Raw genomic sequence first — 14,657 nt, 5'->3', positions numbered from 1 at the left:
GGAGGCCTTTCGGTCCGGGACACGGGGGCGTACGAGAGCGAGGCGGCGTCAGTCCTGGGCGCGGCCCGTGGTCACGCGGGCGATCATCAGCGCGACCAGGATGATTCCGCCGTAGATGGCCTGGATCCAGAAGGACGGCACCTGGGCGAGCGTGAGCAGGTTCTGCACCACGCCGAGGAGGAGTACGCCGGTCAGGGCGCCGAACATGGTGCCCTTGCCGCCGTCGAGGCTGATGCCGCCGATGACGGCCGCCGCCATCACCGTGAAGATCATGTTGTTGCCCTGGTTGGCGCTGATCGCGCCGACGTAGCCGGTCTGCATGATCCCGCCGACCGAGGCGAGGACGCCCGCGACGACGGACACCCCGAGCACCACCCGGTCGACGCGGATGCCGGCCGCGCGGGCCGCTTCCGCGTTGCCGCCGATCGCGTAGAGGGCGCGGCCGATGCGGTGGTACTTGAGGATCAGCCCGGCGACGCCGAAGGCGACCGCGGCCAGCCACACCGACAGCGGGACACGCAGGAAGGTGGAGGTGGCCAGCGAGAAGAACGCGTCGGGCATGCCGAACAGCGTCTTGCCCTTGGTGGCGCCGACCAGCAGCCCGCGCAGCACGATCAGCATCGCGAGGGTGACGATGAAGGCGTTGAGCTTGAACTTCACCACGAGGACGCCGTTGAAGGCGCCGATGACTCCGCCCACGACGAGGATCGCCACGATGGCGAGCCCGGCCGGCCACTGCGTGCCCCAGCCGGACTGCGCGGCCGGCAGCACGAGCAGCGCGCCGACAGCGGGGGCGATACCGACCACCGACTCCAGCGACAGATCGATCTTTCCGGTGATGAGCACCAGCGCCTCGGCGAGGACGACCATCGCGAGGGCGGCCGAGGCACCCAGGATGGAGATCAGGTTCCGTTCGGTGAGGAAGGAGTCGTTGACGATCGCGCCGAGCACCAGGAGCACCAACAGGGCTGGTACGAGGGCGAGTTCGCGGGCCCGTCGGAGCAACACCGCCTTGGCGGCGCGTGCGTCGGGGGCGCGTACGGAGGTGGGGGTCGAGGCCGACGGGGCCTTCGTGTCAGCCATGGTCCACTCCTTCGATGGAGGCGATCAGCTCGTGGTCGTGCCAGCCCGCCGGGTGTTCGGCGACGACGCGGCCGTGGAAGAGGACGAGGACGCGGTCGCAGCGGCGCAGGTCGTCGAGTTCGTCGGAGACGACGAGCACGGCGGTGCCGTCCTCGCGGGCGCTGTCCATCCGGGACAGCAGGGACTCCTTGGACTTCACGTCGACGCCCGCGGTGGGGTTGATGAGGACGAGAAGGCGCGGGTCGGAGGCGAGGGCGCGGGCCATGACGACCTTCTGCGCGTTGCCGCCGGACAGGTCGGAGACGGGCTGCTCGGGACCCTCGGTGTGGATGTCGAGGCGTTCGATCAGCTCGGTGGCGAAGCCGCGTTTGCGGTCGGTGCCGATGAAGCCGTACCGGCCGAGCCGGTTCAGGACGCTCAGGGTGGCGTTGTCGCCGATGCTCATCCCGGAGACCAGGCCCTGCTCGTGCCGGTCGCGCGGCACGCAGCCCACACCCGCCTTGAGCGCGGCCTGCACATCGCCGAACGGCAGCCGCTCGCCGTCCAGGTGAGCCGAACCGCCGGTCGGGGTGTACAGTCCCGCGAAGGACTCGGCCAGCTCGATCTTGCCGCTGCCGCTGGACCCGGCGAGACCGACGACCTCGCCGCTGCGGACGGTGAGGTCGATGCCGTCGTACGCGTCCGAGGTCAGCCCCTTGGCGTCGAGCATCACCGGCGCGTCCGTGGCCACGGACTCGTGCCGGGCCGTGAGTTCGGCGATCGACTCCCCCGCCATGGCCTCCACCAGTGCCGGGCGCGGGAGTGCGGCGACCGGCGCGGTGGTGATCCAGCGGGCGTCGCGCAGCACCGTCACCGTCTGGCACACCTCGTACACCTCCTGGAGGTGGTGCGAGATGAACAGGAAGGTGACGCCGGACTCCTGGAGCGCGCGCATCCGGGTGAAGAGCCGCTCGATCTCACGGTTGTCGAGCTGCGCGGTCGGCTCGTCGAGGACGATGAACCGGGCGCCGAAGCTCAACGCCCGGGCGACCTCCACCATTTGCCGGTCCTCGACCTTGAGGTCGGCGGTCCGCGCGTCCGGGTCGACCCGCACGTCCCAGGTCTCCAGGACCTCCGCCGCCTCCGCCTTCAGCCTGCGCCAGCTGATGAAGCCGCCCCGGCCCACCGGTTGCCGGTTGATGAAGAGGTTCTCCGCGACCGTCAACTCGGGTACCACGGTGGGCTTTTGGTAGACGCAGGCCACCTTGCGGCGCCAGGCGTCGCGGTCCGTGAGCGCCGGCGCGGGCTCGCCGTCGAAGCGGACCGTTCCCTCGTCGGGGGCCTGGAGGCCGGTGAGGATGGTGACGAGGGTGGACTTGCCCGCGCCGTTGCGCCCGACGAGGGCGTGGGATTCACCTGGCAGGACGGTGAGACGGCCGTCCTGGAGCGCGACGGTCGGACCGTACCGCTTGGCTATCCCACGCGCCTCGACCAGCGGCGGGCTCTCCGGTGGGGGGATCTCACGTGGGGTGCTCATTTGACCGTGTTGCCCCAGAGCTTGGAGTCGTCCACGTTGTCCTTGGTCACCAGCGGCGCGGGCAGCTGGTCCTCCAGGATGCCGCTGGGCAGCTTGACGATCTCGGAGTCGTGGTCGGTCGGGCCCGGCTTGAATGTCTTCCCCTGCATCGCCGCCTTGATGTAGTACATGCCGTACTTGGCGTACGCGTCGGCGGGCTGCGAGACGGTGGCGTCGATCTGACCCTTGCGGATGGCGTCGAACTCCTGCGGGATGCCGTCGTTCGAGACGATGGCGATGTGGCCCTTCTGTCCCACCGTCTTCAGCATCCCCTTGGACTTCAGGGTCTGGAGGGTGGGCGCGAGGTAGACGCCGCCCGCCTGCATGTAGATGCCCTTGATGTCGGGGTTGGCGTTCAGAAGGGTGTCCAGCTTGGAGGCCGCGGTGTCGGACTCCCACTTGGCCGGGATCTCCAGGACCTTCAGCTTCGGGTAGTTCTTCTTGACGCAGGAGCGGAACGCCTCGGAGCGCTCGCGGCCGTTGACCGACGCCAGGTCGCCCATGATCTGCACGACCTTGCCGGAGCTGATCTGCTTGCCGAGGTACTGGCAGGCCTTCTCGCCGTACGCCACGTTGTTGGCGCGTACGACCATGGCGACCTTGCCCTTCTCGGGCGCCACGTCGACGGCGACCACGGGCACGCCCTTGCGCTCGGCCTGGTCGAGGCCCGCCGCGATCGCGGCGCTGTCCAGGGGGGCCACGACAAGCCCCTTCACGCCCTGGTTGAGCTGGTTGTTGATGTCGGTGATCTGCTGCGACGGGTCACTGTTGGAGTTGACGGTCTTGAGCGCGTCCACGCCCTCGGACTTCGCCATCTTCGGGACATAGTCGTTGTACGACTGCCAGAACGGCGAGGTCAGCAGGGGCAGGATCACCCCGACCTTGCCGCTGCCGTCGCCTCCCCCGCCGCCGGAGGCGCCGGTGTCCTTGGTGCTGCCGCATGCAGTGAGCACGAGGGTCGCGCAGGCGGCCGCAGCCGCCGCACGTACCGCCCGCGACGAGATTCGCCTGTTCCGCACAGTTCTGCCGGCCATCTGACGGCTCCTCATTGAGCGTGATCGAGAGCGTGATCGAGCTGGACGCGTGGCCGGAGGTCCCTCTACCGACCGGGACGAATATTTATCAGACCACTTCCCCCTCACAACACCCTTCGGAGCCAATTTTTCGTCCTTTCAAGCCGTAGTGGTCCTACCACTCCGGTGGTTAGACTGCGGCGCACCCGACCATCAGGAGGAAGTGGCGTGGACGAGCCGGCCCCGCAGAAGGGCACCGTGACGCAGCGCGCCATCGAGCAGATCAAGGCGTTGATCGGCGAGGGCCGCCTGGAGCCGGGGCAGCGGCTGCCGACCGAGCGTGATCTGGCGGCCCAGCTGGGCATCTCGCGCAGTTCGATGCGCGAGGCGATCCGGGCTCTCACCGTTCTCGGCGTGCTGGAGGCGCGGCACGGATCGGGCATCTACGTCACGCAGTTGGAGGCCGGAGACCTACTGGAGACCTTCGGTGTCGTGGCCGATCTCTCGCGCGGTCAGCGGCTGGTCGAGCTGCTGGAGCTGCGCCGGATCCTGGAGTCGACGGCGACCGCGCTGGCCGCCGCCCGGATCTCGCCCGACCAGCTCGCCGAGGTGGAGAAACACCTGACGGCGATGAACGCGACGGATGATCCGGAGCAGATCCTCGCGCACGACCTGGCCTTCCACCGCGAGATCGCGGCCGCCGCGGGCAACGAGACCATGGCGGCGATCCTGGAGGGCCTGTCCTCGCGCACCTTCCGGGCCCGCGTCTGGCGCGGCTACCAGGAGGAGGGCGCCTTCGAGCGCACCCGGCGCGAGCACGCGGCGATCCACCGCGCGCTCGTCGCCCATGACCCGGAGGCGGCTCGCGCGGCGGCCGCCGCGCACGTGGCCGAGGTGGAGCAGTGGCTGCGGGCCCAGCTGCAGCCGTAGGGCCGGCGACCGCCGGCGCCTCACACTCGCGACCGATCCCACCTCGGCCCCGCAACCGCTCCCGCCTTTGAGCCCGGACCACTCCGGCCCTGAGCCCTGGCCACTCCCGCCGCGGCCACGGCGACTCCCACCCTGAGCCCGGGCCACTCCCCTCTTGAGCCCGCGGCTGCTCCCACCCCGAGCCCCGGCCATTCCCACATTGAGCCCCGGGCGACTCCCACCTTGCACCCGCGGCTGCTCCCACCCCGAACCCCGGCCACTCCCACCTCGGACCCGGCCATTCCCACCTTGCGCCCGGGCGACTCCCACCTTGAACCCGCGGCTGCTCCCACCCCGAGCCCGGGCCGCTCCCACCTCGGATCCGCGGCTGCCACACTCCGGCGGTGTGGGGGCGGCGCCGTTGGGCCGGTGGGGGTGCGGGCCCACTCGGCTGATGCGGGTGGGAGCCCGTGCTCGAGCAGCCGCGGGTTCAAGGTGAAGGCAGCCGCGGGCCCAAGGCCCGCAGCCCCCGCACCGCCCGAGTGGGCCCCCAGCCGACCACGCCGCCGGGGGCCCTTGGGCCTCGCGCTCAGGCGCGCCGCAGTCTCAGCGTCACCAGCTCGAAGGCGCGCAGCGGGACGGAGATCCGGTCGCCGTCGTGCCGCGGGGCCGCCGCGTCCTGGAGGGGCCGCTCCAGCAGGTCGGTCACCGTCACGCCCGCCACCTCGAAGCCCGCCGTGAGCATGGCCCGAGTACGGCCCCCGCGGGACTCGTGGAAGCGGACGACCACGTCACCGCTGCCGTCGTCGGCCAGCTTGACGGCCGTCACGACGACCGCGTCCTGGTCCACGCTCACCAGCGGCGTGACCTCCCGGGAGCCGGTCACCCGCCGCTCCGGCAGATTGATCCGCCACCCCTCGCGCACCGCGTCGCCGATCGCCGCGCCCGGCACCAGCGCGTGCCGGAAGCGGTGGACGCCCTGATCGGTCTCGGGATCGGGGAAGCGCGGAGCACGCAGCAGCGAGACACGCACGGTGGTGGTCGTACCGGAGTCGGTGTCGCGCACGGTCCGGGTGACGTCATGGCCGTACGTCGAGTCGTTGACGAGGGCGACACCCCAGCCCGGTTCCTCGATGTGCACGAACCGGTGGTTGCACGCCTCGAACTTTGCGGCCTCCCAGGAGGTGTTGGTGTGCGTCGGCCGGTAGAAGTGCCCGAACTGGGTCTCGGACGCGTACCGCTCGGCGTGCACGTCGAGCGGGAAGGCGAGCTTCAGGAACTTCTCGGTCTCGTGCCAGTCGACCTCGGTGTCGATGCCTAGCCGCCGCTCGCCCGGCGGGAGCGAGAGCACCTGGGTGACCCGCGACGCGCCGAAGGACCGTACGATCCGGACCGACACGCCGTCCTCACCAGGCACGACCTCGTCGGCGTCCACCAGGTCGGTGACCGTGTTGCGGTAGAACTCGTCGACGTCCCAGGCGTCCCACATGTTGGGGAAGTCGGGGTGGATCTGGAGCAAGTTGGCGGCCTGCCCGGGCGCGACGGTCTCGCGGTCGGCCACGAGGTCGTACGCGGAGACGACGAGCCCCCGCGCGTCGACCTCGACGCGCAGCACGCCGTTGTCGAGGACGTAGCCACCGTTCACGCGCGCCGCGAGCGCGGCCTCACCCTCGACGACGGGCATCCCGGCAGCGCCCGCCCGGACGCCGTCCCTGCTGTGCGGCGCGGAGTTGAACACCAGAGCCGTGTCGCCCTCACCGGCGAGCGCCCGCTGGGCCGCCTCGATGATGCCACCGAGCTCCTCCGCGACCCGCTCGTACGTCTTCCGCGCCTCCCGGTGCACCCAGGCGATGGACGAGCCGGGCAGGATGTCGTGGAACTGGTGGAGCAGCACCGTCTTCCACACGCGGTCCAACTCCTCGTAGGGATAAGGGAATCCCGTGCGTACCGCAGCCGTGGACGCCCACAGTTCGGCCTCGCGCAGGAGGTGTTCGCTGCGGCGGTTGCCCTGCTTGGTCCTGGCCTGGCTGGTGAGCGTGGCGCGATGGAGTTCGAGGTACAACTCGCCGACCCATACGGGGGCGTCGGGGTACTCGGCCTCCGCCTTGGTGAAGAACTCCTCGGGGGTCTCCCACACCACCGTCGCGGACCCTTCGAGGTCGCGCAGCCGGGCCGCCTTGGCGACCATCTCGCGCGTGGTGCCGCCGCCCCCGTCACCCCAGCCGGTGGGGGCGAGGGAGTGCCGGGCGACGCCCTTGTCCTTGAAGTTGTGTGCGGCGTGGGCGATTTCGCTGCCCTTCATGGAGCAGTTGTAGGTGTCCACGGGCGGGAAGTGCGTGAAGATGCGGGTGCCGTCGATGCCCTCCCACTGGAAGGTGTGGTGCGGGAATCTGTTGGTCTGCGACCACGAGATCTTCTGCGTCAGCAGCCACTTGGAGCCCGCCGCCTTGATGATCTGGGGCAGTCCGGCGGCGAAGCCGAAGGTGTCGGGCAGCCAGACCTCGTCGTTCTCGATGCCGAACTCGTCGAGGAAGAACCGCTTGCCGTGCACGAACTGACGGGCCATTGCCTCGGAGCCCGGCATGTTGGTGTCCGACTCCACCCACATGCCACCGGCGGGCACGAACCGCCCGTCGGCCACCGCCTTCTTCACCCGCGCCCACACCTCGGGCCGGTGCTCCTTCACCCAGGCCCACTGCTGGGCCTGGGACATCGCGAAGATGAAGTCGGGCTCGTCCTCGAGAAGCGCGGTCATGTTGGAGGTCGTGCGGGCCACCTTGCGGACGGTCTCGCGCAACGGCCACAGCCACGCGGAGTCGATGTGGGCGTGCCCGACGGCGCTGATGCGGTGGGCCGAGGGAGCGGCGGGCACCGACAGGACGTCTTCGAGCCGCGAACGTGCCGCGGCCGCCGTGCCGTTCACGTCCTGGAGGTCCACCGCGTCCAAGGCACGCTCCACGGCGCGCAGGATGTCCCAGCGCCGCGCGGACTCCACCGGAAGTTCGGCCATCAGCTCGCCGAGCACCTCCAGGTCGATGACGAGCTGCCACACGGTCTCGTCGAAGACCGCGAGGTCCATGCGTTCCAGCCGGTACTGCGGCGCGCTGCCCGCCGTCTCCTTGTCGCCCAACTGCGTGGGCAGGAAGGGGTGGTAGTCGAGGATGACCGGGTTGGAGGCTGCCTCGATGTGCAGCCGGACCTGTTCGCCGCCCTCCACCGGGGCGCCGATCCGCACCCACTGGTTGCGCGGGTTGAGGCCCTTCACCGGGGTGCCGTCGGGCCGGTAGACGAGGCCTTCGCACTGGAACCCGGGCATGTTCTCGTCGAAGCCGAGGTCCAGCAGCGCCTCGACGGTCCTGCCCGCCCAGGCCTCGGGGACGGTCCCGGTGACGCGGAACCAACTGGTGCCCCACGGAGCACCCCAGCGTGCGCCCGCCTCGATCGGCTCCGGCGTGGCCGCGAGTCCGTCGACGACCGGCACGGGCTCGCCGGGCGCGTGCCACACCGCCACGTCCAGCGGTACGGACTCGGGGTACACGGCGGGGCGTATGCGCTCGTCGAGGACGCGCTTGAGGCGGGCTTCGACCAGGGTGCGGTCGTCATGCATGAGAGTGCTCCGTGGGTGAGGGTGCGGGCTACCAGGTGTGCGTGGTCGTGGCGGAGGTCGAGACGGTGAACAGCTCCCCCACCGCGCGCAGTTCGAACCGCGCGGCCTTCTCCCCCTGTGCGGGGGCGAGGCCGCCGGCGTAGAACGCGCGCTGGCAGGTGCCGCCGAGGAAGCGGCGTGTGCCGTCGGGGAGGATCCGGTACAGCTCGTAGTGGCGTACGGGGCCGGGGGCGCCCTGCCAGGCGAAGCGGAGGTTTCCGCCGTCGGCGTCGGTGACGCGCAGGCCGGTGGGTGCGGCGGGGGTCACCACCGCGTCCCGGACGGCGAGCCCGCCGAGCCGCCAGCGCACGGGACCGCCGGTCGCGGTCAGCCGGACGCCGAGCGCGCGCACGGTCCCGGACAGGCCCGTGAGCCGCACGGTGGAGGTCTGCCAGCCGCCGCCCGAGGTCACGGTCACCGGGATGTACGTGTACGGGGGTGCGCCACCGGCGGCGCCCGGCTCGGCGGTGGCGACGGCCAGTTCGAGGGAGGCGCTGCCCGCGTCCGTACGGTGGGTGAGTTCGACCACGGTGTCGGCGCCGAGCGGCAGCCGCGTCGCGTACAGGTCCAGCGTGGTCGGGGCGGTGAGGGTGCCGTCGACCAGGAGGCTGCTGCCGCCGCGCCAGGCGTCCGCGAAGTCGAAGGTGACGGAAGGGCGTTGGCCGTTGGCCCGGACGACCCAGCGGCGGGACGGCAGCCGGTCCTGGAGACCGAGGTGGTTCCAGGCCGCGTCCGCGGTGACCTTTCCGTTCTCGTACCACTTCAGACCGTGGCCGGTGTTGAAGACGGTCGCGAAGGGGACGGACGTGATGGTTGAACGGTCGGCGACGGAGAGGGCGGGTGCGCGCCAGCTCGCCGTCGTGTCCGGCCTGGAGGGGTCGAGCGAGGCTCCGGTCCAGAACTTGTCGTCGGCGGCGTGGAAGTCGCCGGGCGTCCGGTTCGCGGGCAGGTGGTTGCGGGTCCACTCGGGCCGGTAGAAGCCGATGGAGGTGACGTGCGACTTGGTGGTCGGCACGATGGCGTCCCAATTCACCGACGTGCCGGTGCCGTTGGCCTCCACATCGACGCCCGCCCACAACTCGTAACGGCTGCGGCCGAGTTGCTGGGCCGTCGTGCCCGAGGAGGCCAGACTGCTCTGGGACCAGCGGAAGTCGACGAACATGGAGTCGGCGGCCTGGAAGAAGGTCCGGTTCTGGCTGTTGAGCGCGCCCTGCCAGCTCACCGAGCCGTTCACGGTCATCGAGTCGTACCAGGTGACCCGCTGGCCCTTGGCCGTGCCGAGCGCCTTGAGCTCCTTGAGGAACCCGAGCATGTCGGTGGCGAGCGCGCTGTTGCCGCCGCCGGTCTCGGCGTTGATGAACCAGCCGTCGAAGCCGTACGCCGCCGCGACCGCCACGAGCTGCGCGGCCAGCGGGTAGTGTCCGGCCGAGTCCTTCTGCACCAGGTCGCGGGTCCACTGGAGCTGTCCGCCGTAGGCGACGGGCGGCAGGAAGACATTGCCGAGGACGCGGACGCCGTGGCGGTGGGCCGCGTCCACGATCGGGGCGTTCGGAGCGAGGATCAGGCCCTCGCCGGACGAACCGCCCCAGAAGACGAGTTCGTCGACGTACGCCCAGTGGGTGAGGGCGTAGTAGTCGGCGGTGGCCGCGCCCTGCGAGGGGTTGCTCGCCGTGGGGCCGAAGGAGACCAGGGACTGGATGCGAGCCTGCCCGGAGCGGGCCGTCGTGTTCGCGGGGACCGGTGTGAAGCGGGCGGCGAGCGGCACGGACGCCGCGTTGAACGCCAGGTCCGCGTCGGTGTCGGCGCGCCAGGCCTTCAGGCTGCGCCAGGTGATGCCGGTGCCCGGGGTGCCGGAGGGCAGCGAGTCGGGGTACCAGTAGGAGGCGTACGGCTGGAGGTCGCGGGTGGCGGCGTGGGCGAGGCCCGGCAGCATGGGTGTGAGGGCTGCCGCCGCGCCGGCGAGCAGGACGGTGCGTCTGCTGAGGTTCACTGTGTGCTCCGTATCGTCGTGGGGACGGGCTACTCGGTGACCTGATCCGGTGTGACGACGTCGGTGATGCCACGGGCCGCGAGGTGTTCCTTGTCGTCGGCGCGGCTCGCGAGAACGGTGGTGGGACGGGCCCCGTCGGCGGTCAGCCGGGCGAAGGCCTCGAAGACGGGGCCGCCGGGGGCGCAGACCGAGCGGCCCGGGGCGGTGTCCACGACCAGCGCGGTGCCGCGTGGGGCGGGCGCGTCCGGCCGGCGCTCCTTGATGATCCGGGCGATGCTCTCCGCGGCGGGCTTGGGCTGCCGGTCGCTGGTCAACAGGCCCAGGCTGTACTCGAGTTCGGGGAAGTCGGCGAGGGAGCGGCTGACGTCGTGCGAGCACCACCAGGTGACGCCCCAGACGTCCGGGCAGTCGAGGGCGTTCGCGACGGTCGCCTCGGTGAAGGCGGCGGCGTGCTCGGCGGGGATCAGTGGGGCGGGCGCGCCGACCTCCTGGAGCCAGACCGGGCGGTGCGGGTCGTCCGCCCAGGCCTTGGACAGCTCGATGAGGTACGCGGCGTGGTGCTCGGTGGCGACGCCCGTACGGCCGTGGCGCTGGGCCGTGCCGTTGAACACCCACGAGTGCACGGCGGTGACCGCGCCGAGCCGGGCCGAGTGCTCGGCGGTGAACGGCTGGTCGTCCTGGTACCAGGCCGCGTCGTACGAGGCGTGCAGGTGCAGCCTGTCCGGGGCGCCCTCCGCACAGGCGGCGAGCAGACGCTCGAGCCATGCCCCGGCCTGTTCCGGCGTGATGCGGTCCGGGTCGGGGTGCGGTCCGGCGGCGAACTGGTTGACCTCGTTGCCGATGGTCATCCCGATGAAGTTCGGCCGGTCCGCGAGCGCGGCGGCGAGGGTGCGCAGGTATGCGGCCTCCCCCTCCACCACCTCCGGATCGGTGAAGATGTTCCGCCGGTGCCAGGTCTGCGTCCAGGCGGGCAGGAAGTCGAAGCTCGACAAGTGCCCCTGCAGCCCGTCCACGTTGACGTCGAGTCCGCGTTCGGCGGCGGCGTCGGCGAGCGCGACGAGCTGCTCGACGGCCCGCGGGCGGATCAGGGTGCGGTTGGGCTGGAAGTAGGGCCACAGCGGGAAGACCCGGATGTGGTCGAGGCCGAGCGCGGCGATGGAGTCGAGGTCGGCGCGTACGGCGTCGAGGTCGAAGTCGAGCCAGTGGTGGAACCACCCCTCGCTCGGGGTGTAGTTGACGCCGAAGCGCACGGCAGCAGGCATGCGGGGTCCTTGCGAATCTGAGGTACGGAGCGGGTCAGCCCTTGACGGCGCCCTCACCCACGCCGCGGAAGAAGTACCGCTGGAGGCAGGCGAAGAGGGCGATCAGCGGTGCCACGGCGATGACCGTGCCCGCGGCGACGAGCCGTTCGTCGTTGGCGAAGGTGCCGTGCAGATAGTTCAGTCCGATGGTCAGAGTGAACTTCGAGGGATCGCTGAGGACGATGAGCGGCCACAGGAAGTCGTCCCAGGCGCCCATGAAGGCGAAGATCGCGACGACGGCGAGGGTGCCCTTCACGGACGGCAGCGCGATCCGCAGGAACCGCTGCCAGGTGTTCGCCCCGTCGACGAAGGCCGCTTCCTCGATCTCGTACGGGAGGTTGAGGAAGGCGTTGCGCATCAGCAGGACGTTCATCGCGCCGATGCAGCCGGGCAGTACGACCCCGATGAGCGTGTTGTTCAGACCGAGCTCACGCATGGTCGTGAACTGGGCGATGATGATGCCCTCGGCCGGGACCAGCATGGCGAGGATGAAGACGAGGGTGGCGACGCGCCGGCCGCGGTAGCGCAGCCGGGCCAGGGCGTAGCCCGCGAGCGCGGAGCCGAGGCAGTTGGTGACGACGTTGGCGCCGGCGACCTTGAGCGAGTTGAACGCGTAGTCCCAGACGGGGATGGTGTCGGCGACGCGCTGGTAGTTGTGCAGAGTCGGCTCGCTCGGCAGGAACTTGGGCGGCGAGCTGAAGATGTCCTCGGTCGGGCCCTTGAGCGAGGTGGACAGCTGCCACAGGAACGGGCCGACGGTCAGCGCGAGGACGGCGAGCAACAGCAGGTAGCGCAGGGCGAGTTCCCAGACGCGGATACGGCGGCCGTGCTCATCCCTGACGCGCGGCTCGCGAGCGGCCGCCGGTGCCTGAGCGGGACGTACCTTCTCGACGACGCTCACGCTTCCTCCTTGCGGTCCGCGCGCAGCACCAGCAGCATCAGGACGACGGTCACGACGAAGACGACGACCGAGATGGCGGAGGCGTAGCCGACACGGCCGGTCAGCCCGGTGCCGGTGCGCTGCACGAGCATGACGAGGGTGGTGTCCTCGCCCGCCGGGCCGCCGTCCGGCCCTGCCATCAGGTAGACCTCGGAGAACACCTTGAACGCGGAGACCGAGGAGAGCGCGCCGACCAGGACCATGGTGGAGCGGACGGCGGGCACGGTGACCGTGAAGAAGCGGCGTACCGCGCCCGCCCCGTCCACCTGCGCGGCCTCGTGCAGTTCGCGTGGCACATTGGCGAGCGCGGCCAGGTAAATGATCATGTAGTAGCCGAGGCCCCTCCAGACCGTGACGGCCATGGCGCTCAGCAGGAGCAGCCACTGGTCGCTGAGGAAGCCGACCTTGCCGACGCCGACCGTCTCCAGCAGCGCGTTCACCAGGCCGCGTTCGTCCAGCAACCACACCCAGATCAGGCCGACCACGACGATGGACGCGACGACCGGGGTGTAGAAGGCCGACCGGAAGAAGGTGATGCCGGGGATGTTCTTCTGCACCAGCAGGGCGAGCAGCAGCGGCAGCAGGACGAGCGCGGGGACGACCCCAAGGACGTACAGCGTGCTGTTGCGCAGGCCGATCCAGAACATGTCGTCGTGCAGCAGCTCGCGGAAGTTGGCGAGGCCCACGAACTTGCCCGGGATCAGGGTGCGGCGGTCGGTGAAGGCGTTGATGAGCGTGGAGACGAAGGGGTAGAGGATGAAGACGCCCACGACCAGGAACCCCGGGGCGGCGAACAGCCAGGGGCTGCTGGGCAGTTGGCGCCGCACCCGGGTGCCGGGGCGCGCCGTCCGCACCCCGCGCCGGGCTCCGCCGGAGATGCTGGAAGAACTCGCCATGTCGGATCAGCCCTGCTGCCGAAGCAGCGTGTCGCAGGCCTTGACAGCGTTGTCGAGAGCCGTCTTGGGGCTCTCCTTGCCCTGCAGCGCCTTGGCGACCTCGTTGCGCAGCGCGGTCTTCATCTGTTCGCTGAACAGGACCGGCGTGTAATTGACCGCGTTCTTAAGGGACTTGGCGGCGGCGATGCGCACCCGAGTCTCGTCCGTGCCGTCCTGCTTGGTGAAGTACGGGTCGTCGAGCGATCCGGCGGTGCTCGGGAAGATCGCGACCTTCTTGGCGAACGACATCTGGTTCTGCGCGTCGGTGACGTAGTGCGCGAAGGCGACGGCGGCGGGCGTGTGCTTGGTGCGCGAGTTCACCATCACGCCCATCACGTACATGTTCACCTTGCCGGTGCTGGTGATCTGGTCCGTGATGCCGATGTTCTTGTAGAGGTTCGGGGCCTGCTTCTTGAAGTTGCCGAGGTCCAGGGCGCTGCCCGGGTTCATGGCGACAGCCTCGGTGAGGAACTTCTTGCCGGACGACTCGGGGGTCGCGGTCAGCGCCTGCGGATCGAGCGCCTTGGCGTCGTACAACTCCTTGTACTTGGTGAGGAGTTCGACGCCCTTGGCGTCGTTGAAGGCGAAGGCGGTGCCCTGCTTGTTCATCAGCTCGACGCCGTAGCGCCCGAAGTCCTCGATGGTGGGCACGTTGGCGAGGGTGGCAACCTTGCCCTTGCTTTTCTTCGCCAACTGCAGGGCGTCGGCGAAGAGTTCGTCGTACGTCGTCGGCGGTTCGGAGGCGTCGAGTCCGGCCTGCTTGAAGAGCGACTTGTTGTAGAAGAGCGGGCCGGTGTTGAGGTACCAGGGGAAGGCGTACGTTCCGGTCATGCCCGGGATCTGGTGGCTGGCCCAGGCGCCGCCCAGGTACTCCTTCTTGTACTGGGCGGCCGACTTGTCGAGGTCGAGCGCGAGGCCCGCCTTGGCGAGCGGCGCGACCAGGTCCGGCGAGACGTTGACGACGTCGGGCAGGGTGCCGCCCGCCGCGTCCGCGCTGATCTTGTCGGCGTAGCCCTCGGCGGGCTGGTCGATCCACTTCACATGGGTGCCGGGGTACTTCTTCTCGAAGTCGGCGATCACACCCTCGAAGTACGACTTGAAGTTGGCCCTCAGGTTCCACGTCTGGAAGGTGATGTCGCCCTCGACCTTGCCGGAGGCGTCCGTCGAACCGCCGCCGTCGTCACCGGAACCGCAGGCGCTCAGCGGCAGGACGAGGGCGACGGCGGCGGCGACAAGTGCTCTACGGGGTATGGGCACGGTGACACGGCTCCCTTGCGGCGTCGGC

At 70.2% G+C, this 14,657-nt stretch carries 10 protein-coding genes; 1 reads left to right on the top strand and 9 read right to left on the bottom strand.

Going from position 1 to position 14,657, the window contains the following annotated elements; translation table 11 throughout:
- Positions 1-48: 48 nt before the first annotated feature.
- From ACFVXA_RS19770 to ACFVXA_RS19760, 3 genes are read right to left on the bottom strand one after another with little or no spacing between them, the layout of a single operon-like run.
- Complete coding sequence (locus tag ACFVXA_RS19770) at positions 49-1,083, bottom strand: ABC transporter permease (protein WP_362023159.1); 1,035 nt, start codon at positions 1,081-1,083, stop codon at positions 49-51.
- Positions 1,076-2,599, bottom strand: coding sequence for a sugar ABC transporter ATP-binding protein (locus tag ACFVXA_RS19765; protein WP_390025819.1), 1,524 nt, complete (start codon positions 2,597-2,599; stop codon positions 1,076-1,078). Before ACFVXA_RS19765 ends, ACFVXA_RS19770 begins: the two co-directional genes overlap by 8 nt.
- The gene (locus ACFVXA_RS19760; protein ID WP_362023164.1) at positions 2,596-3,672 is read right to left on the bottom strand and encodes a sugar ABC transporter substrate-binding protein; all 1,077 of its coding nucleotides are present in this window, start codon (positions 3,670-3,672) and stop codon (positions 2,596-2,598) included. Before ACFVXA_RS19760 ends, ACFVXA_RS19765 begins: the two co-directional genes overlap by 4 nt.
- A gap of 207 nt (positions 3,673-3,879) precedes the next feature.
- Between ACFVXA_RS19760 and ACFVXA_RS19755 the strand changes: the two genes are divergently transcribed.
- Positions 3,880-4,581, top strand: coding sequence for a FadR/GntR family transcriptional regulator (locus ACFVXA_RS19755; protein WP_362023167.1), 702 nt, complete (start codon positions 3,880-3,882; stop codon positions 4,579-4,581).
- A 568-nt stretch (positions 4,582-5,149) separates the two neighbouring features.
- On the opposite strand, the gene ACFVXA_RS19750 is transcribed toward ACFVXA_RS19755, so the two are convergent.
- Genes ACFVXA_RS19750 through ACFVXA_RS19725 form a run of 6 tightly spaced genes read right to left on the bottom strand, consistent with a single transcriptional unit; the run spans position 5,150 to position 14,629 of the window.
- A complete protein-coding gene (locus ACFVXA_RS19750; protein WP_389466785.1) occupies positions 5,150-8,167 on the bottom strand; it encodes an alpha-mannosidase in 3,018 nt (1,005 codons plus the stop codon).
- 28 nt (positions 8,168-8,195) lie between these two features.
- Positions 8,196-10,196, bottom strand: a complete 2,001-nt coding sequence (locus tag ACFVXA_RS19745; RefSeq protein ID WP_390025817.1) for an endo-beta-N-acetylglucosaminidase — start codon at positions 10,194-10,196, stop codon at positions 8,196-8,198.
- 29 nt (positions 10,197-10,225) lie between these two features.
- Positions 10,226-11,458, bottom strand: a complete 1,233-nt coding sequence (locus ACFVXA_RS19740) for a glycosyl hydrolase (RefSeq protein ID WP_390025815.1) — start codon at positions 11,456-11,458, stop codon at positions 10,226-10,228.
- Positions 11,459-11,492: 34 nt separating this feature from the next.
- A complete protein-coding gene (locus ACFVXA_RS19735; protein ID WP_389466779.1) occupies positions 11,493-12,398 on the bottom strand; it encodes a carbohydrate ABC transporter permease in 906 nt (301 codons plus the stop codon).
- Positions 12,395-13,333, bottom strand: coding sequence for a sugar ABC transporter permease (locus tag ACFVXA_RS19730; RefSeq protein ID WP_362023180.1), 939 nt, complete (start codon positions 13,331-13,333; stop codon positions 12,395-12,397). The genes ACFVXA_RS19735 and ACFVXA_RS19730 overlap by 4 nt, the downstream gene beginning before the upstream one ends.
- Before the next feature lie 6 nt (positions 13,334-13,339).
- On the bottom strand, positions 13,340-14,629 hold the full coding sequence (locus ACFVXA_RS19725; protein ID WP_390025813.1) for an ABC transporter substrate-binding protein: 1,290 nt from the start codon (positions 14,627-14,629) through the stop codon (positions 13,340-13,342).
- Positions 14,630-14,657: the final 28 nt, after the last annotated feature.

Source organism: Streptomyces sp. NPDC058246 (assembly GCF_042881985.1).
GTDB lineage: Bacteria > Actinomycetota > Actinomycetes > Streptomycetales > Streptomycetaceae > Streptomyces.
The sequence above is the reverse complement of the archived record's forward strand: the minus strand, read 5'-3'. Positions and strand labels throughout refer to the sequence as shown.